The sequence below is a fragment of the Gemmata sp. SH-PL17 genome, from assembly GCF_001610855.1.
GTDB classification, from domain to species: Bacteria; Planctomycetota; Planctomycetia; order Gemmatales; family Gemmataceae; genus Gemmata; species Gemmata massiliana.
On sequence record NZ_CP011271.1, the window covers coordinates 4972616 to 4991315 of the forward strand.

An 18700-nucleotide genomic window follows, 5' to 3' on the forward strand; every position below is an offset into this window, starting at 1 on the left:
TGCTCGCGGCGGTAATATTCGTTGCCCTGCTACATCAGACAACGGCGCTCGCTTGTTTAGCGAGTTCTTTCCCGAGCGAACGATGCGCCGTCGTCAACTGCAAAGGAGAGGTACTTACCTCCCCTTACTTCGCACACCAGGTTCGGCTACCGTTACCCCCGCTTCGCGGGGCGCTTGCCGAAGGTGCCGTACACGTCCGCCACCCGTCCGCTCTCTTCGAGCGCGACGTGATAGCGCTGCTCGCCCTCGAGTCGGTGAACGGTCATGTGATAGGCGTGCCCCACTGAGGCGAGGTACGGTCGCTTCTCTGGAGTTCCCGGCTTCCGCAACTGCCCCCAGGAGCCGTCACCCAGGTAGGGGACGCCGTACTTGTCCCTCAGCCCGTCCTTCAACGGGTGGGTGCGCTTGAACGTGTGATCGTGGTGCTCCAGAACCGCGTCCACACCGTACTTCTCGAACAGCGGGCACCAGTGAATCCGGTTCGCCTCGCCCGTACCGAGCGCGCCGGTCTTTGCGGTCGCGGGGTCGCGGAACGACGGGTACGCCGGGACGTGGTTCGCGACGATCAGGTGCGGGCGCCCCTCGCGCTCCGCCAGTGCGGTGGCGAGCCAGTCGGATTGCTCGCCACCGATCGGCGACACGTGGCCGCTGTCGAGCAGCACGAGACTCAGGTAATCCCCGAAGTCGAGCGTGCCGTAGGTGGTGTCCTTGTACAGCCCGTCGAACAGTGGGAAGTAGTACGTTGCGTCGGAGCGCTTGCCCTTGTACCCCCCGCGCACTTCGTGGTTCCCGAGACACGTGACCATCGGAATGAGCCGCCCCTTCGGGTCGACCATGTGCTTCGCGTAGTTCTGCAAGAACTGGATCGCGGTCTTCGCCGAGGTGCCGTTGTCGTACCCGAGGTCGCCGCCAATAAACGCGAAGTACGGCTCCTGCTTGGCCGCGACAATGTTCGTACCGATCGCGTGCGGCCCGGTGCCGCAATCGCCGCCGGACACCCACTGGAACGTGTCGGTGGCCTTCGCGGGCATCGTGCGGAACCGGTACGATTCCGTCCGCCACCCGATCTGGTACGCGAGCGCGTTCTTGCCGACCTGGAGCATGTACTCCGTTCCGGGCTGAAGCCCGGTGAACTCGCAGCGGTGAACCTTCAGGTCCGTGGGGCCGAACGGCTTCTGTTCCGCCGTGCCGGTTTTCCACAGATCCCCGTCACGCGGCACGATGCGGAGGGGTGTCGGCTCTGGTGTCTCCGGCCCGACCCACTGCACGGTGATCGTGGTCGTCGGGTCGCGCTGCCACGTCAGAAACAGCGTGTCTTGCGGCACGAGGGTCATCGGAACCGGCCCGCCGACCCGACGCGGGGGCGGCGCGACGTCAACATTTTCGGCGGAGTGCGAGCTGTGTCCGGCGACGAGCGCGGACGCCAGCCCGCCGGCGGACGATCGCAGGAAGGTGCGACGACTGAACGGCGTCATGTGGCAGCGTTTGGGTTCGGGGTCTTTGGCGGGAGCATGTGGGGAGGCAGCTATTTACCATCGTGCGCGAGCGCGCGGAGAAAAGCGAGAGGACAGTTCAAACTTTCGCGCGCCCTTCGCGCGCCGCACACGCATATCCGAACGGAGCAGAGCCGCGGGTCGCGCAGGTTACACGGATCAAGCAACGAATGGGTGAATCTCCATCATTTGTCTTAATCCGCGTAATCTTCGGTTCATCCCGCACTCAACCGCTAGGCCAGTCCTTCGGCGGTCAGCGCTTCCAGGCTCGCCTCGAACGCGGCGACCGTGTGGTCGACGACCGCGTCGGTGTGGTCGCAACAGGTCATGCCCGCGAAACCCCACCAATCCACACCGTTGAGCAGCATGGCCTGGCGCATCGCGTGGTACAGCTTCATATTCTTCGGGCCGTCGAGCTTGTTCACATCGCCGTCGAACGGAACCAGCCCATCGTTAACGCCGGCCGCGGTACTCGGGCGCGGACCGGTGTACCCTGGCAGCACACGAACCATGCTGAAGTCACCGTAAGCGACCCACGGCCACTCGCGCGCGGCGAACAGTTCGTTGAGCTTGTTGCGGAGCCGGGTCGCGGCGCGGTTGGCCCGGTCGCACGGCTCACCGGTCGCAACGCGACTCAGTGCGGCGACACCAGCCGCCGCCGAGAGCGGGTTCGCGTTGTAAGTGCCGGGGTGCTTCATCTTGGGCTTACCCGGGCGCGGCTCGATGTACGCGAGTATGTCCGCGCGCCCGCCCAGGCACCCGCCTGGTAACCCGCCCGCGAGGATCTTCGCCATCGCGGTGAGGTCGGGCGTGATACCGTAGAACGCTTGCGCCCCGCCCGGAGACACGCGGAAGCCGGTAATCACTTCGTCGAAAATGAGGAGCCGGCCGTGCCGTGTGCAGATCTCGCGCAAACCCTTCAAAAACTCGCCCCGAATCGGCACGGCCCCCCAGTGCCCACCCGTCGGTTCGAGAATCACGGCGCCGATTTGCGAATCAGCCTTGATCGCGTCCTCGACGCGATTGAGATCGTTCGGCGGTACCGCCACACAGTGAGCGGCCACGTCGTCCGGCACCCCGGGCACGCCCGGCGCATCGTAGGGCGGGTCGGCAGAAACGGTGACGTAGTCGTGCCACCCGTGGAAGTGCCCGTGAAACTTGAGGAGCTTCCCCTTTCCTGTGTAGAGGCGCGACAGTCGGAGCGCCATAAGAGTCGCTTCCGTTCCGCTACCGGTGAACCGCACGCGCTCCGCACTGGGGATCAGCTTGCGAACGAGTTGCCCCCACTCGATTTCCGCGTCGTGGCAGGCCCCGTGGTGAGTTCCGCGCGCCATCTGGTCCTGTACGGCCTTCACCACGTCATCCGGGCAGTGACCGAGCAGGTGCGAGCCGTGGCCGACGAAGTAATCGGTGAGTTGGTGCCCGTCCACGTCCCACTTGTGCGCGCCCTTCGCGTGCGTGATGTACACCGGGAACGGGTCCATCATGCGGGCGTCGTGCGTCACACCGGTGGGGAAAACGCCCTTAGCCGTTTCAAACCGGCGCTTCGATCCAGCGAACGTAGCGGTATAGCGGTCGGCGACGGTCTGTGTCGCGGTCGCGGGCATGAGCGGAACTCCGAAAGGCAAACGGCCGGCGCCGGCCGAATGGTGTTGTGGGTGCTCCCACAGTGTACACCAACCGACCGACGCCGGCCGTCTCTGTTGCGTCTTACCCACGCTCCGCGATCCGTAAACGGCATCACGTCTCGTAGGTCATGCGACCGTGCCGCGTGGCGCGACTGATACGGTCACTCGCGTACAGCCCGGCCAGCACGAACTCCACACAACTAGCGCGCACCGCGTCGCTCGCACCCGCGTTCACCTCAAACGCCTTCTCCCATGCCTTCGGCACGCGCTTCAGGCGCTTCGCGTACTCCGCGCTCGGCAGCATGTCGCCGACCTCGATCTTCACACCCTTCGAGAACACGTCGGCGATCTCTTCCAGGCCGTGTGCCTCCACGTACTCCTCGAACACTGTGCGGATCGCGTCCGCGATGATCGCTTCGAGCACCTGTTTCTCACCCATTTGGTGCGAACCCATCAGGTCGAGTTCGAGCTTGCCGAGCGACGAAGTGGGGAGGTGGCCCAAGTCACTGATACGCGGAACGGCGGGCGATTCGCCCAGGCGCACCCCGCGGTGCCGCGCGCTCGCGACCATCGTGCGGTAGTTCGCAATGCTGAACCGCGCGCTCACGCCGCTCGCGTGGTCCACGTACTTACTCTTCCGCGCGCTCACGCTGATTTGCTCGATGATCTCCTTCATGAAATACGGGACGAACACCCCGCTCGCGTCCGGGCGCGCCTCCTGCTCCATGATCTCGATGCCCAGCGCGCGTTCGCGCGGGTAGTGCGTCTGAATCAGCGACCCGATGCGGTCCTTCAGTTGGGGAATCACCTTGCCCGAGCGGTTGAACGTGCTGGGGTTCGCGCTGAAGAGGATCAGCACGTCGAGATCGAACTGGATCGGGTACCCGCGGATCTGGACGTCGCGCTCTTCGAGAATGTTGAACAACCCGACCTGGATGAGTTCGTCCAGTTCCGGGATCTCGTTCATCGCGAAAATCCCGCGGTGCATGCGCGGGATCAGCCCGAAGTGCAGCGCGTCTTCCGCTGCCATGCTGGTGCCGGCCGCGAGCTTCGCGGGGTCAATTTCGCCGATCACGTCCGCGAACTTCGTGCCCGGAGCGAGGCGCTCCGCGTAGCGGTCGGTGCGGTGCCACCACGCGATCCGGATCTGGTCCTCGGGTGTGTTCGCAACGTACTCTTTCGCGGCCCGGGTGAGAGGGTTAAAAGGATCTTCGTGGACCGGGCACCCGGGAAGATCGAGGTACGGAACGTACTCGTCGAGGAAGCGCACGAGCGCCCGCATAAGTCGGCTCTTCGCTTGCCCCTTCTCGCCCAGGAACAGCATGTCGTGGCCCGCGAGCACCGCGATGCTGATTTCGGGAACCACCGTGTCGTCGTAGCCGACGATCCCGGGAAACAATGGTTCGCTGCTCTGGAGGGCCGCGAGGTAGTTGTCGCGGAGTTCATGTTTGACGGACTTGGATTGCCAGCCGCTTTCGCGGAGTTCTTTGAGCGACGTGGGTCGGGTACCGGTCATGGGTGTCCTTGCTCGGTGAAGTGGCACGCGGCATTTTACGCACCCGCCCCAAGCGGAACAAAGTGCGGGCGCTGTGGTAAGATGGCCCAAGACGGGGAGAACCACAAATGCCGCTGCTCGACCACTTCCGCTCACCGGTTACCGACACAATCCAGTGGAACACGGTCCTCGCGGTTTGGGCCGGTTCGATTGCCGATAGCTTGACACAAACCGTTCCGCGCGAGTTCCAGGTGCGCGAGCACTTGAAGCTGGGGAGCGGGTTTGAAATCGACATCGCTACGCTCCGCCACTCACCGGGGAGCAATGGTTCGGCCACATCGAAGCATTCGGGGTGGCAACCACCTCCTGCCGTTGCAGTACCGGCGACATTTCCGGACCGGTTCGAGGTGCTCGTGTTCCGGGAGTACGGCGGGCGACACCTCGTTGCTGCCATCGAGCTGATTAGCCCGGGGAACAAGGACGATGACGATACGCGACGAGCGTTCGCCACGAAGGTCGCGAGTTACTTGCACGAAGGTATCAGCGTTCTCATCGTTGACGTCGTGACCGAGCGCCGGGCGAATTTACACGACGAGATCGTGCGTTTGATGAAGATGCCCGATGACCTGCGATTAGCTCCCGATCCTCCACTCTACGCAGCATCGTACCGTCCTGTAATTCGTGAGACGCACCCAGAGATCGACGTCTGGGTGAATCAGTTCAACGTCGGCGACGCGCTCCCGACGATGCCCCTCCGGTTGATCGCGGATTACTTCGTTCCTGTAGAACTTGAGGCGAGTTACATGGCCGCGTGTCGCCGGAGGCGCATCGCGTGACAGAATCGCTTCTGTTGGACCCCGACGACGTGCTCGCGACCGCACCAGAAGCGTTCCGCCGCGTGTGGCGCTCGGGACTCGATCAACCCGGGTTCGCACTTCTGCGCCTCGCGCGGAAGGTGAACTCACGCGAATTGCGGCACGCCATGGTGGAGATGGTGACCGCGTTCCCGGTCGCATTCGTACCAGAACGGTTCGGGCGGTTCGATCAACAGGTGAGTTCCAAGTTCCACCGCGACGGCGCGCCGCCGGCGTCGCTGCTCGTACTGGGCTACGAGCCGACCCGCGTGCGGAGCCGGTTCTGGATCGCGGACGCTACCGCAGCAGCCGTGCGTGCTGGGGTAGCGCTAATCGAGTACCTCGCGGCCCACAATCCGATGTTCCCCGCGGGCGAAGCCGAACTCGCGCCATTTATCACGGAAGTTAGACTGCCCCACGGCGAATCCTTTATTGTGGTCGTGAACAACAGCCAGTTGCCGTTCGATCCAGGCACCGGGAATCCGCTCGGCGTGCTGCACAAGGCGGTGATCGAATCACCCGATCCGACCGGGCGCCGGGTCATCAACTCCGTCGGATTCACACCGCACAAGGAAGGCGTATCCGGGCTACCGCCTGCGGAATTGGAACGCTTTCTCGCCCGAGACGATTTAGATTGAGATTTCCACCCGCTTCACAAGGAGATGCCCGATGCGTGCCGCTGCCCTCGCTTCGGTCGTGGTGCTCGCCTTCGGTGGCCCGGCGCCAGCCGATGACACGGTTGAGAACCCCGAATTTACGAACTGGAGCAAGTTCAAAAAGGGCTAGGCCGGCAAACGTGACTGGATGAGCTTGTTTTCGAGGGCTTTCAGGTACCCGTCGGGGTCGCGCCGGAATCGCCTCCGCTCGACCCGCCGGGTCTCCAATTCGGCCCGCAACTGCTTCCACGCGGCCCGATCCGCACCGGCTAGTGCAGGATCATGGCTGAGGTTTTGGCAATGTGGGGTGGAGCGTGCAGCCGTAGTAGTCGCACGCTCGTTGCCGTACCTCAGCGGCGGTAAGTTTCCGGTCGGGCTCGACGATGGCCCGCTTGCCGTGGACCCACTTGGGTTCGATCGGATTGAGCCACGGGGCCTTCACGGGAAGTCCGCACACCCGGATCCGGCACCCGGTCTTCGCTCGCCGGACCCGCCGGTTGTGGGCCTCGATCCACCGCCGCACGCGCCGGCTCACGTGCCACGCGGCGTTGTCCCACACCAGGGCCAACACCGCCTTCCCCTCGGTCGCCAGCACCTCGCACACCCACCCCAGGAACGCCTCGGTGGTGGCACTTACCGGGCGCCCGTCGCAGAACCGCAGCATCATCCCGCCCGTGTCGGCCCGCAGCACCCCATAGCACGCCACCGGCTCGGGCCCGCCGCCCTTCGGATCCCGGGCGTTGCCCCGAGCCGGAGCGGGCCGGAGGTCGTCCAGGCGAACAGATCGGGCTGGGCCAGTCGCGTCCACCAGCACTCGTCTTGAAAGCCCAGCACCCAGTCCGAATGCTTCGCCGCCTCAGCGATCAGCCGGTCCCGACGCCTTTTTTCTTGACGTATTCGGGGTCCGGGCTGGTGATCCAGTGCTTGGCCCGCTTCCACCCGACCCCGAGACGCTTCAACGCCTGTCGGATCGGCTCGACCGACAGCACCCGGGGCGTCCATCCCTTCTGGTGGCACACCTCGGCCACCAACGCCAGGGTCCACAGGCTCGTCGGCTTGCCGAATTCTCGGGGCCGGCGGTGGAGTAGATCCTTGAGGTCCTCGTCCCGCCCCCGGTCCCATACCCGGCCGGGATCCTTGCGGGCATGCGACTTGGCGCCCAAGCATCCCAGGCCGTCGGTCTCGAACGCCCGGACGGCGTTGCGGACCGCTTGGGCGGTACACCCGACCACCCGCCCGACTTCGGCCGGCCCCATCCGCCCGGCACTCGCCAACAGGATCTGCGACCGGCGGACGGTGAACGCATCGGCCGACTTACGGCCTCGCTCCAACGCCCGCCGCTCGGCGGCCGTGAGCGTGCGGACGAATTTACGGGGCTTGTTCATCCCGACAACATACGACCCCGACCGGATTCGCAAACGGTCAGCAATTAGGCTGCACTAGGTCGGCCGCCGTCACCTCGCGTGACCGGGTCGCCAGCCCGGCGATCAACTTGGCCGCGCCCCGCAGCACCAGCGACGGGCTGGCGCCCTTGCGCCCGGTGGCCCGGCGCTCGTGATACCGGTGGCTCCCGAACGCCCGCTCCAGGTCGTTGTTGGTCCGTGGCACCCCGGGCGTGTCGTAACACGCGAACAGCCCGGGCCAGTAGCTCCGGCTCACCTTCACGAACTGATCCACGGCCCCGCTCAGGTCGCCGACCGCCCCCCGGTGCCGCGCCATCGCGCCCAGCAGCCCGCTCAACTGGCTCCGAACGACGGCCCCCTTGAGTTCGACTTGGCCCAGGATGTGGGCCGCCCGGCGCACCCACCCGAACGCCAGGTACAACGGCGCGAACGCCCCACCCGCCGCGCTCAGGGCGCCCCGGAGGATCCTCTCCAGGCGCGTCAGCTCGGGCGGCGCGCCCCCTTGGCCTTGACCCGCCCCAGGCTCCCGGCGACCGCGCTCAGTCGGGCGTGCAACTTGAGCCCCGACGCGTCCAGCGGGGGCCGCCCATCGTCGGTGATGGCGCTCCGTACCGCCGAGCAGTACCCGCGCACCGCGCCGGCCTCGGGATCGGTTCGCCCCTCGACCTGGCGCTCGATCTGGCGCACCCCGCGGACCTTCTTCTTGAGTGCCACCTTGGCGTGCCGATCGGCCTCATAAATGGGCTTCGCGGCCTCCCGCAGGTCGTGGAACTGGCACAGCTGGTAGGGCACACCGGGGAGCGCCCGCGCCACGGCTTTGCGAATCGAGTGCTGGCCGTCGGAGATGACCCCGGCGACCGGCACCCCGCACGCCCCCTTCACCGCTGACAGCAGGGCCGCCAGATCTTGGTTCCGGGCCGACAGCAGGCTCTTAGCCAGCAGGATCTGGCCGCTGAGCACGTCCCGGATCACCCACAGCACCTCGCGCCCGACGTCCGGTTGGAGCCCGTCGAGGGCCAGGATCACCTTGCCCTGGGCGGCCAGCACCTTCTGGACCCGGTGATCGTCGGTCAGGGACGTGGCGAGCAACTCGTCGTACCGGTCCAGCAGGTTGGTCACGGTGCGCTCGGACACCGACACGTTCCGGGCGACCAAGTGGGTCCGGATCTCGGGCACGGACCGGTGCTCGGCGTACCGCAGGCGCCCGATCAGGGCGATCACGTCGAGCCCGAACTCGTGCCGGGGCAGCGCGAACGAGCCCTCGGCCTCGGGCCGGTACGGCTTCTTGTAACCGGCGCACGCCGCGGTCCGGCACCGGCGAACGGTCAGATTCAAACGGGTCACACCGGTCAGGGTGTGGACCGTGCGGCGGGCCGCATAATCGGCCCACATGGGCCGCCCGCAGTACGGGCACGCGGCCCGCTCGGGCGTCAGGTCGCGGGTGATCGTTGGCTCCGCGGTCTTCGCCTTCTTCATCGGTCGTCCTCGGAGGCCGACCTAAAGGTTAAACCAGCCGCCACTTCCGATCCAGACACGTTTGCCTGCCTGGAAAAAAGTACTGAATGAGTAAGGAGCCTCCGATGTCCTACCCCGCGAGCCGAATTCTTGCCGCTACCCGCTCGGAACTGGCCGAACCGACCGATGCCGAGTTGCTCGCCCGGTTCGTGAACGACCGCGACGCGGGAGCGTTCGAGTTACTTGTCTGGCGCCATGCCGGGCTGGTGCTGCGCGCGTGCAAAGGGGTACTGGGCGATCACCACGCGGCCGAAGATGCCGCACAAGCCGTGTTTCTGGCTTTAGCCCGACAAGCGCCGACCGTCGGCGCTTGGGATCGGTGACGGGATGGCTGTTCCGCGTGACCCGCCGGGTCGCGTATCGGGCCGCCCGCCGGCGCGTGTTGCCGACTGTTTCGACCACGGACCTTGATGCACTACCTGCTGTGCCGGCCTCGTTCCGGACCAGAACCTCGACCGCGTGCTCCAAGAAGAACTCGATCGCCTCTCGGAGCCGTATCGGGCGCTCGTGCTCCAGTGTTTCTTTGAGGGGCTAACTCACGCGGAAGCGGCGCGGCGGCTCGGGTGGCCGGTGGGCACGGTCGCCAGTCGCGTGGCGCGCGCCAAGGACAAACTCGCCGACCGACTAACTCGGCACGGCGTGTCGCTTTCCGTACTCGCTCCGGTGGCACTGGCGGTTTCACCTTCTTTTGTGACCGCAACAACGCGCGCCGCGGTCGCCTTTGCAACCACAAGCCGCCCGCTCGTTGCGGCTTCGGTGCTCGAACTCGCAAAGCAGGAGATCCGAATGACGCTCGCGAAGAAAGTGCTTAACTTGGGGATCGGTGCGGCGATCGTGTGCTGCGTTCTGGCACTCGGGTTGCGGTCGAGCGCGGAACCGCCCTCCGTCGCACCTCCTCCGCAACCGGGGCCGGCCGCCAAAGAACCGGCCAAGAAGCTTCCGCAAGCAGTCGTGAGCAAGACGTTTGCCGTGGCTCCCATCACCACGGAACTCCAACGCCGGCTCTATCGCGGCGCCGGTCCGAACTCGGCCGCGGTCGTGATCGTGGATGGGGCAGCACTGTTCAAAGACCCGAATACGCTCAACACGGACGCACTCAATTTGAAGGAACTCCAAACCGCTCTCGAATCACTCCGTCCCGAAAAGGGCCGGTCTGTTGCCCATATTGAAATGCACTACGGGCGCGATCGCACGTCCGGTAACTGTATCGATTGGCTCGACTCGGCACTGATTGGCACACTGGTGAGCGCCGGGTTCGTTCCGAGTGATCCCACACACCGGACCATCTGGCACAACAGCGCGTTTTCATTTGAAGACTACGTCGCTCCACTCAAGGACAACAAGGGAGCGGACGACGCAGAAAATGGCGTTGGTGACGAGCGCGTTCAAGCGTACCCGGTGCGCACGCCACTGAGCCGTGCGCTGACCCAATCGGTCGGTGGGGTCGTTGAAGTGTACCCGCGCCTCGTTTGTAAAACCGACGATTGGGTTCCTGAGAACGTGGACAAGTCCGTTGCGGCGGCCATTGAGAAATTGAAGTTGGCGAAGGGCCAAAGGGTCAACTTCTCACTGAACATCCACGGGGAGCGGGATTCACAAACTCGAGGACGAGTGCGGAACGCATGCTCCCGGTGGGTCGAGAACGCCGGACTGGAATTAGGGCAGCTCAGCTACTGACCCACCCGAGCGCATTCATCCCTTCCCGAACGGGGGCCACTTGCGGTTGAGGCCCTCGTTTTCGACCGCGCGCACCACTTCGACATCGACCCCGAACCGGCGGGCGATCAGCTCCCGCGAGTCCCAAACGCTCAGCCCCTCGTCCTGCGCCGCGACCACGGCCGCGAACAGTTCGCGCCGCCGTTCGAGAGTCAGTACCTCGGCTTCGTCGCTCATCGTGTGCTCCTTGCGTTGCTATGCCCAGGCCCAGCGGCTCCGCGGAACCAGCACGAACCCGTTATTATCCGGCATCATGAACTTGTCGTACTTGCCGCAGCGCTCCGGTGGCCCCGCGACAGCGAACTCGTCGCCCCGGCGCATCACGATCGCGGCCGGCGGTTCCGTGATCCCGGTGCGGTAGACGCGCCAGGCGAACGTGGTCGTCACTCGAACCCGCGTGCGGGACGCGACCCGCACGTGTGCGCTGCAAACCCCTTCTTCACCCCACCGAAACACGGTCTGTGCCCACCGCCCGCACCGCGAGCACCGCACCTCGGTTCCAACCTGCAACTTGTACACCCGGCTATCGTCGCCCCAGAACACCCCGGGGACTTCGGTCATCTTCAGCCGAACGGATCGCATCCGCGTGCCTCACAGGTTCCCGAGCGGTTTGCGGTTCACCCCGCACAATCGTTCGGGCAGGTCGGAGGTAAGAAGATTACAGACCAGAATCCTCACGGACAGGACTTGACCGCGCTACACAGTAAACCGCGTGTAGCACAACGTCCCAAGTCTCAGTTGGTTCTCATGTTGCCACTTGTATCGGGTTGAAGAAAGGCCGCGTCTGGTCTGAACACAACGCGGGTCACTCATTTTTTGTCCGTGACGTTCGACATCTGCGGGCCTTTCGTTCCAAAAATCTGGTGGCACGAGATCGGGTATCAAATGATATTCGGAAAGATGCAAGGCGAAAAAGCTCTCTGCGCGCTACGCGGACGGTGGGTCCGCATCTAGTCAACTAAGGAGGGCACGCGGAACCGTGGAAAACGCGGAGAACGCCAACGAGCGCACACTGGGGCGGTACCGCGACTACCTCCTGGTACTCGCTCGCCTCCACTTGGGCGCGCGTCTCCGGACCAAACTCGACGCCTCCGACATTGTTCAGCAGACGATTCTTCAGGCGCACACGCATCAGGCGCAGTTTCGTGGTGCCACGGAAGCCGAGTGGCTCGGATGGCTGCGCGTGATCCTTGCGAACACTCTCGCGGGAGTGGTACGCGAGTTTGAGACCGCGGCACGCGACCTGAGCCGCGAGCGCTCGCTCGAAGCGGCACTGGAACAGTCCTCGGCCCGGTTGGAGTGCTTACTCGCGGCCGATCAATCGTCCCCGAGCGGTGGGGCCGTTCGTGGGGAAGAATTGCTCCGCCTCGCCCGAGCGCTGAGCCGGCTCCCGGACGATCAGCGGCTCGTCGTGGAACTGCATTATCTGAAGGGGCTTTCGGTCGCTGATGTTGCCACGCACGTCGGCCGCACACGACCGGCGGTGGTCGGGCTGCTCTTTCGTGGGTTGAAGAAGCTCCGTGAGTTACTGCGTGAACCGGAGGAGGGCGCCGCTTGACCCGCAACCCGGCCGATACCAGCCGCGAGGACCGGCTGAATGAAGTGCTGCTAGCGTACCTGGAAGCACACCAAACCGGTGCGGAACCGGACCGCTCCGCGTTCCTGGCCGCTTACCCCGATCTCCGGGACGACCTCGCGACTTTTTTCGCCAACCATGACGAAGTCGAGCGCCTGACCGCCCCGGCACGCGAGTGCGGACTGCGGGCGCCAGAATTGGCAACCGGTGTTGAAGGTGCCACTTCTTCTCGGGTGCGTACCGAATTCCGCGCTCCGAACTCCGCTCTCGGCTGCCTCGGTGACTTCCACCTCATTCGCGAGGTGGGGCGGGGGGGCATGGGTGTGGTGTACGAGGCCGAGCAGATTTCCCTGAATCGGCGGGTGGCGCTGAAGGTGCTGCCGTTCGCGGCGGCCGTCGATCCCCGGCAACTTCAGCGGTTCAAGAACGAAGCCACGGCCGCTGCGAATCTGCGGCACGAGAACATCGTACCGGTGTTTGCGGTCGGTTGCGAGCGCGGGGTTCACTACTACGCAATGCAGTTCGTCGAGGGGCAGAGCCTCGCGGCGCTGATCGCGGAACTTCGGCGCCCCAAAACGGATTCACCGGAAGCGATTCCGGGTATGAGCACCGCGCCCCTCGCCCGGTTCGCGACCGAACGCGAGTCGGGCGGGCCGGCATACTGGGACCGGATCGCCGGACTCGGCCGGCAAGCGGCCCTCGCGCTCGAATACGCGCACCAAACCGGCGTCGTTCACCGCGACGTGAAGCCAGGGAATCTGCTCCTGGACCCGCGCGGCCAACTTTGGGTTGCCGATTTCGGACTGGCTCAAGTCATCGGTGATAGCGGCCTAACGGCCACAGGCGAACTCCTGGGCACGCTGCGCTATGCCAGTCCGGAACAGGCCCTCGGTCGGCGCGGGGTTGTCGACCATCGCAGTGACGTCTATTCGCTCGGCGCGACGCTTTACGAACTGCTCACGCTCCACCCGCCGTTCGAGGGGCGCGACCGGCACGAACTTCTGCGTCAAATTGCCGACGAAGAACCGAAGCCACTCCTCTCGATCAATCCCGCGATCCCGACCGGCCTGGAAACGATCATCCTCAAGGCGTTGAGGAAGGAACCCGCCGACCGCTATGCGACCGCCCAGGAGTTCGCCGACGATCTCCAGCGGTTCATCGACCGCCGACCGATTCTGGCGCGCCCGCCGAGCTTCGCCGAGCGGTTCCGCATGTGGGTTCGGCGCCACCCGTCTACCTTGTTCGTCTGCGCCGCAGTGTTGATCCTCGTGACTGCCGGTTCGCTGCTGAGCGCGGCGCTCGTAAGTGCGGAGCGGGACCGGACGCTGGCAGAACACCACCGGGCCGAGGATCTGTATCAGCGCGAGCGACAGCGCGCGGAAGAAGCCGAAGCGCGACTCGTGCTCGCGCGCCGGGCCGTGGACGAACTGTTCCGGGCGAGTGAGGAAGAACTTGCCGACCGCCCGGGTACGGATCACTTGCGCAAGCGACTGCTCCGTTCGGCCCTTGCGTACTACCAAGAACTGCTCATCGAATTGCGGGACAATTCCCGCGCCCAGGCCGAACTCCTCGACACGACCCGGCGCGTGGAAACGATCCTGGCCGATCTCGCGGCCCTCCGCGCCGCCACGCACTTCCATCTGCTCTGCCAGCCGGTTGTGCTCGACGACCTGGACCTGAACCCGGCTCAGCGCACCCGGATGAAAGACCTCACCGTGCGCACGGCAAAACAGTGGGCGGAGTGCATGCGTGACATCGGTCGTATCGCGCCCGCGGAGCGCGGGCGCCGTGCCGTTGCCCAGGCGCGAGCCAACGAAACTGACCTCAACTCCATCCTGACTTCGGGCCAGCAGGGGCGTCTGCGCCAGATCGGGTTGCAGTCCGAAGGGCCGAGCGCGTTCCGCGACCCCGAAGTGGCTGCCGTGCTCGGGCTGTCGCCCGACCAGCGCGGGCGCATCCGGGTGATCGAAGACGACACCATGTACGGCTGGATGCGCGGCGCGTCTCAGGGCAAGTTCGAGTGCTCCGACGAAACCAAAGAGCAGTCCACCAACGAACGCATTCTCGCGGTACTCACCGGCATACAGGCCCAGAAGTGGCGTGAAATGACCGGCGCGCCGATCAACGGCCCGCTCGCGCCGTTCGGCGCGCAGGGGTACTCATCTCCGAAGAAATCCCCCAAGTCGAACGCGAAACCCGCACCGTAATTCCGTGCCCGACGCGACCGCGCGCGGACACGCTCCGGGAGGAATGTTAATGCTTAGACGACTCCTGACGCGAGCCGCCGCACTATGTTGCGGGCTGCTCCTGATCGCCGCGCTGCTCAGCGGCGCGCACCCGCTCTGGCACGCGGCAGCCGAAGACTCGAAGCCAACAGTGGAAAGTGCTTTCGGACTCACGAAAGTGTGGGCCGTTTACCTCGATATCTCTGCGAAGGAATTCGACGCACTGCAACCCGCCCTCGGTGGTTTCGGCTTCCCCGGCGGTCCGCCTCCAAAGAAGGAAGAGAAGAAAGACGACAAGAAGCGCGACACCGAGAAGAACCTGTTCGGGACCGATTTCCCGTGGGTCGAGGGGGACGTCGCGGTTGGGGGCAAGTCGCTGAAAAAAGTGGGGGTGCGTTACTCTGGTGACATGAGCTACTTCGTCTCCGCGCGCGGGCTGAAGCGGCCCCTCAAGATTGCGTTCGACAAGTTCAGCACCCAGCAGCTCGACGGGCGGTCCGCCGTTCAACTGAACGCGATGCCGCTCGACCCCACAAAAGCGCGCGCGGCCCTTGCGAACTCGATCTTCCGCGCGGTGGGCGTACCGGCGCCGCAAACCGCGTTCGCGGAAGTCACGCTCACGGTTCCGGGCAAGTACGACAAGGAGTTCGTCGGGCTGTACACGGTGGTTGAGAACGTGGATTCACAGTTCCTCACCGCGCACTTCGGCAGTGATAAGGGCTTGTTGATGAAGCCGTTCCGCGTGCGCGGAATCGACGCTCTCGGCGACGACTGGGAGCGCTACAAGGGCCAGTACCAACCGCACCGCGACGCGACGAAGGCCGAAGCACAGCGCGTCATCGACTTCGCCAAGCTCGTCAATCAGTCCACCGACGACGAGTTCAAAAAGCAAATCGACTCGTACCTCGATGTGGATGCGTTCTTGCGCTTCCAGGCGGCGAATGCGTTCGTCTCGAACATGGACAGTTTTTTCGCCGTGGGGTGGAACTACACGCTTTACCTCGACCCGAAGACCAACAAGTTCGCGTTCATCCCCGGCGACCTGGAGGGCACCTTCGCGAGCCCCTCGTTTCTGGGAACGCCCGATCAACTCATGGACCTGAGTGTCACGAAGCCGTACCCGGGGGAAAACAAGCTGCCCGACCGGTTACTCGCGATCAAGGAGGTCAACGAGAAGTATCAGAAATTGCTCAAGGAGCTTTCCGCGACGGCCTTCACGAAGGACCAGCTCCTGAAGGACGCGGACGCGATCGATAAGGCGACAAAAGCCGCGCGCGAAAAGGAAACGAAGGCGGTGACGGCCCGCAAAGAGCCCGCTCCCGGTTTTGGACCGCCCAGCGCAATGGGACCGCAAGCGCCGGACGTGAAAACGTTCGCCGAGAAGCGCACCGCGTCCGTCGCCGCGCAAGTGGCGGGGAAGAGCAAAGGGTTTGTCCCGCAATTCAACTTCGGCCCGCCTCCCGGTGGAGGCGGGTTCGGAGGCGGGAACAGTCAGCCGATCGACGAGAAATCGTTCCGTGAAACCGTACAAGTTCCGCCCGAGTTCGAGGCGACGCTGTTCGCGGTTCCGCCGAAGGTGAACTACCCGGTCGCGATTGCCGCCGAGCCGACGGGCGCGATCTACGTCGCGGTGGACGAACAGGGGTCACTGGGCCGTACCCCTGGGGGCGGGAAGATCCTGCGGTGTGTCGATAAGGACGGCGACGGCAAGGTGGACGACGTCACGGTGTTTGCGAAGGTCGAGCACCCACGCGGGGTGTGTTACCGCAATGGTTCGGTCTGGGTGATGCACCCGCCGACGCTCTCGGTCTTCCACGACGACAACGGCGACGGCGTGTCCGACCGGCAGGAAGTGCTCGTCACCGGGCTAACGACCGAGCAGGTCACCACCCGCGGCGGCGACCACACGACCAACTGCGTCCGCATGGGGATCGACGGCTGGCTCTACATCGGCGTCGGGGACTACGGCATCAAGGAGGCGAAGGGGAAGGACGGTAAGACGATCGTGCAGCGCGGCGGAGGGATCGTCCGCGTGCGGCCCGACGGCACGGACCTGGAAGTTTACTGCACCGGTTTGCGGAACCCGTTCGATCTCGCGATCGACCCGTTCATGAACCTGTTCACGCGCGACAATACGAACGACGGTGCCGGGTGGGACACCCGCGTGAGCCTGCTGCGGCAATCCGCGCTGTACGGCTACACGCAACTGTTCGCGAACTTCACCGACGAAATCATGCCCACGCTCGGTACCTTCGGCGGCGGCGGGGGAACGGGTGGTGTGTTCGTGCAGGACTCGCGGTGGCCGGCCCAATATCGCAATGCGCTGTTTACGGGGGATTGGGGGCGCAGTGAGGTCTACTTCCACGATCTAAAAGCGAACGGACCAACGTTCGACCTGAAGCAAGAGGTGTTCATGAAGATGCCGCGTGCCACCGGCATGGACATCGATGGCAGCGGGCGGTTGTTCGTGGCGAGCTGGCGGAACGGCTCGGCGGTGGGGTTCGAGGGGCCGAACATCGGGTTCGTCGCCCGCGTCACGCCCAAGGGATTCAAGGCGGAACCGTTCCCGGCTCTGAAGAGCGCCGGACCTGCACAACTCGTCAAGTTGCTGAGTGCCTCCAACGCAGTGACGCGAATACACGCTCAGGGCGAAATCCTGCACCGCGGGAAGAACGCGGACACCACCAAGGCACTTATCGCGCTGGCCGCGGATGCGACTGCCGCTCCAGAATGTCGCGTTGCTGCGATTTACACGCTGAAACAGCTCGACGGTAAGGATTCGCACGCAGCGCTGCTGAAGCTCGCTGAAGACGCGGTGGTCCGCGAATCGGTACTGCGTGCGCTCACGGACCGGAAGGGCGAGTGTGCGGGACTCGACGCGAAGGTGTTCGTGGCCGCCCTTTCCGACGAATCGCCCCGCGTGCGGGCGCAGGCGCTCATCAGCCTCGGTCGACTGAACGATCCAGCCGCGGCTAAGAGCATCATTCCACTCACCGCGCGCCCGAAGGGATCGGCGATGCCGACCACGAAGCCGCTCCAAAACCAACCCGACCCCGACCGCGTCGTTCCGCACCTGGCGGTCCGGGGTCTCGTTGCGCTCAACGCGACCGATGCGTGCCTCGAAGCCCTCGACGGCCCGCACTGGGAAGGTGCGCTGTGGGCACTGCGGTACGCACACGACCCGAAGGCGGTCGAAGGGCTTATCAAGAAACTCGGCTCGGTCCGCACGCCCGAACTGCGGCGCGGGATTCTGGTCACGCTGATCCGGCTCTACCACCGCGAAGCCGATTACAAGGGGAGTTGGTGGGGCATCCGCCCGGACAACACCGGGCCGTACTACGACCGCGTCGAGTGGGACATGAGTAAACGAATCGGCGCCGTCATTACGGCCGCGGCGCTCGACGGCGACAAGGAGACGGTCGCGTTCCTCAAGAGCGAACTCGCGCGGCACAAGGTCGCGCTCGCGGGCATACCGGGCGGAACCGAGATCGCGAAGGGTGAGAAGGAGAACCCGATCGTGCTACCAAAGGCCGATCCGAAGAACCCGAACCAGATCGGGAACACCACCTACGAGAACGCCGCGAAGCTCGTTCTGGCCGCGAAAGGGGACGCCAAAAAGGGTGAGGCGCTGTTCAAGTCGCAGTCGTGTATTGCGTGCCATACCACTGCCGACGGCCAAACCCCGAAGGGACCACACCTCGTGGACATCGGCAAGCGGTACAAGCCGGACGAGCTGGTGGAATCGATCCTGAAGCCGAGCGCGAAGCTCGCCCAGGGGTACGAGACGTACCGGTTCGTCACCACCGATGACCGCGTGTTCCAGGGGTTCGTGGTCGGCGAGCGGGCCGACGCCACGATCATCCGCGAATCGACCGGGGTGCAGCGCGAACTCAAGCGCAGCGAAATCGCCTCGCGCCAGCAGCAGAAACAGTCGGCCATGCCCGAGGGCCTTGCTGCAAACCTGACGCCCCCAGAACTCGCGGACCTCATTGCTTACTTGCAATCGTTGAAGTGATTCCGCGCTCGTTCGCACCGTGTTCTGTTGAGTGATCCCGGCTGTCGCTCAATAGAACACGGTACACACCTCCCAGATAAAATCCGTCGCCCGCGCTCCCGAACACGATTCGTCGCACGCATTA

General features: G+C 64.8%; 14 protein-coding genes and 1 pseudogene. 7 read left to right on the forward strand and 8 right to left on the reverse strand.

The annotated features are described in order from the left end of the window. Positions 1 to 152: 152 nt before the first annotated feature. The 3 genes from VT84_RS20520 to VT84_RS20530 form a co-directional block, all read right to left on the reverse strand. Positions 153 to 1475, reverse strand: a complete 1323-nt coding sequence (locus VT84_RS20520; RefSeq protein WP_082840820.1) for a purple acid phosphatase family protein — start codon at positions 1473 to 1475, stop codon at positions 153 to 155. A gap of 251 nt (positions 1476 to 1726) precedes the next feature. After that, positions 1727 to 3100, reverse strand: coding sequence for an aspartate aminotransferase family protein (locus VT84_RS20525; protein ID WP_082840821.1), 1374 nt, complete (start codon positions 3098 to 3100; stop codon positions 1727 to 1729). 133 nt (positions 3101 to 3233) lie between these two features. Then, positions 3234 to 4637, reverse strand: coding sequence for a magnesium chelatase (locus tag VT84_RS20530; protein WP_082840822.1), 1404 nt, complete (start codon positions 4635 to 4637; stop codon positions 3234 to 3236). 107 nt (positions 4638 to 4744) lie between these two features. Here VT84_RS20530 and VT84_RS20535 point away from each other — a divergent pair, with 107 nt between their 5' ends. Beyond that, on the forward strand, positions 4745 to 5452 hold the full coding sequence (locus tag VT84_RS20535; protein WP_082840823.1) for a DUF4058 family protein: 708 nt from the start codon (positions 4745 to 4747) through the stop codon (positions 5450 to 5452). After that, positions 5449 to 6108: a hypothetical protein gene (locus VT84_RS20540; RefSeq protein ID WP_082840824.1), complete on the forward strand. Its 660-nt coding sequence runs from the start codon at positions 5449 to 5451 to the stop codon at positions 6106 to 6108. Before VT84_RS20535 ends, VT84_RS20540 begins: the two co-directional genes overlap by 4 nt. A gap of 298 nt (positions 6109 to 6406) precedes the next feature. Here the strand turns inward: VT84_RS20540 and VT84_RS20545 are convergent, their stop codons facing one another. The 3 genes and pseudogenes from VT84_RS20545 to VT84_RS20560 form a co-directional block, all read right to left on the reverse strand. After that, complete coding sequence (locus VT84_RS20545) at positions 6407 to 6934, reverse strand: transposase (protein ID WP_204249611.1); 528 nt, start codon at positions 6932 to 6934, stop codon at positions 6407 to 6409. 55 nt (positions 6935 to 6989) lie between these two features. Then, a complete protein-coding gene (locus VT84_RS20550) occupies positions 6990 to 7511 on the reverse strand; it encodes a helix-turn-helix domain-containing protein (protein ID WP_052554143.1) in 522 nt (173 codons plus the stop codon). A gap of 55 nt (positions 7512 to 7566) precedes the next feature. Then, positions 7567 to 8921: pseudogene (locus VT84_RS20560) on the reverse strand (ISNCY family transposase); the annotation flags it as partial. Between the two features lie 188 nt (positions 8922 to 9109). On the opposite strand from VT84_RS20560, the gene VT84_RS20565 reads away from it, so the two are divergent. Both VT84_RS20565 and VT84_RS20570 read left to right on the forward strand, forming a co-directional pair. Next, positions 9110 to 9367 carry an RNA polymerase sigma factor gene (locus VT84_RS20565; RefSeq protein WP_162271786.1) on the forward strand — a complete coding sequence of 86 codons (258 nt, stop codon included), beginning with the start codon at positions 9110 to 9112 and terminating at the stop codon, positions 9365 to 9367. Between the two features lie 136 nt (positions 9368 to 9503). Continuing rightward, the gene (locus tag VT84_RS20570) at positions 9504 to 10721 is read left to right on the forward strand and encodes an RNA polymerase sigma factor (RefSeq protein WP_082840828.1); all 1218 of its coding nucleotides are present in this window, start codon (positions 9504 to 9506) and stop codon (positions 10719 to 10721) included. Between the two features lie 15 nt (positions 10722 to 10736). On the opposite strand, the gene VT84_RS20575 is transcribed toward VT84_RS20570, so the two are convergent. Then, the gene (locus VT84_RS20575; RefSeq protein WP_082840829.1) at positions 10737 to 10937 is read right to left on the reverse strand and encodes a hypothetical protein; all 201 of its coding nucleotides are present in this window, start codon (positions 10935 to 10937) and stop codon (positions 10737 to 10739) included. An 18-nt stretch (positions 10938 to 10955) separates the two neighbouring features. Then, positions 10956 to 11342 (reverse strand): hypothetical protein, encoded by a 387-nt coding sequence (locus tag VT84_RS20580; RefSeq protein ID WP_082840830.1) that lies wholly within the window; start codon positions 11340 to 11342, stop codon positions 10956 to 10958. A gap of 397 nt (positions 11343 to 11739) precedes the next feature. Between VT84_RS20580 and VT84_RS20585 the strand changes: the two genes are divergently transcribed. Genes VT84_RS20585 through VT84_RS20595 form a run of 3 tightly spaced genes read left to right on the forward strand, consistent with a single transcriptional unit; the run spans position 11740 to position 18576 of the window. Then, positions 11740 to 12318, forward strand: a complete 579-nt coding sequence (locus VT84_RS20585) for a sigma-70 family RNA polymerase sigma factor (RefSeq protein ID WP_082840831.1) — start codon at positions 11740 to 11742, stop codon at positions 12316 to 12318. After that, positions 12315 to 14543, forward strand: coding sequence for a serine/threonine-protein kinase (locus VT84_RS20590; RefSeq protein WP_082840832.1), 2229 nt, complete (start codon positions 12315 to 12317; stop codon positions 14541 to 14543). Before VT84_RS20585 ends, VT84_RS20590 begins: the two co-directional genes overlap by 4 nt. Before the next feature lie 49 nt (positions 14544 to 14592). Continuing rightward, positions 14593 to 18576, forward strand: a complete 3984-nt coding sequence (locus tag VT84_RS20595) for a PVC-type heme-binding CxxCH protein (protein WP_162271787.1) — start codon at positions 14593 to 14595, stop codon at positions 18574 to 18576. Positions 18577 to 18700: the final 124 nt, after the last annotated feature.

Bases quoted from the DNA above. Each gene is read 5' to 3' on its own strand.
- VT84_RS20520 (WP_082840820.1), bottom strand. From the start codon at position 1,475: ATGACGCCGTTCAGTCGTCGCACCTTCCTGCGATCGTCCGCCGGCGGG.
- VT84_RS20525 (WP_082840821.1), bottom strand. From the start codon at position 3,100: ATGCCCGCGACCGCGACACAGACCGTCGCCGACCGCTATACCGCTACG.
- VT84_RS20530 (WP_082840822.1), bottom strand. From the start codon at position 4,637: ATGACCGGTACCCGACCCACGTCGCTCAAAGAACTCCGCGAAAGCGGC.
- VT84_RS20535 (WP_082840823.1), top strand. From the start codon at position 4,745: ATGCCGCTGCTCGACCACTTCCGCTCACCGGTTACCGACACAATCCAG.
- VT84_RS20550 (WP_052554143.1), bottom strand. From the start codon at position 7,511: ATGAACAAGCCCCGTAAATTCGTCCGCACGCTCACGGCCGCCGAGCGG.
- VT84_RS20565 (WP_162271786.1), top strand. From the start codon at position 9,110: ATGTCCTACCCCGCGAGCCGAATTCTTGCCGCTACCCGCTCGGAACTG.
- VT84_RS20575 (WP_082840829.1), bottom strand. From the start codon at position 10,937: ATGAGCGACGAAGCCGAGGTACTGACTCTCGAACGGCGGCGCGAACTG.
- VT84_RS20580 (WP_082840830.1), bottom strand. From the start codon at position 11,342: ATGCGATCCGTTCGGCTGAAGATGACCGAAGTCCCCGGGGTGTTCTGG.
- VT84_RS20595 (WP_162271787.1), top strand. From the start codon at position 14,593: ATGCTTAGACGACTCCTGACGCGAGCCGCCGCACTATGTTGCGGGCTG.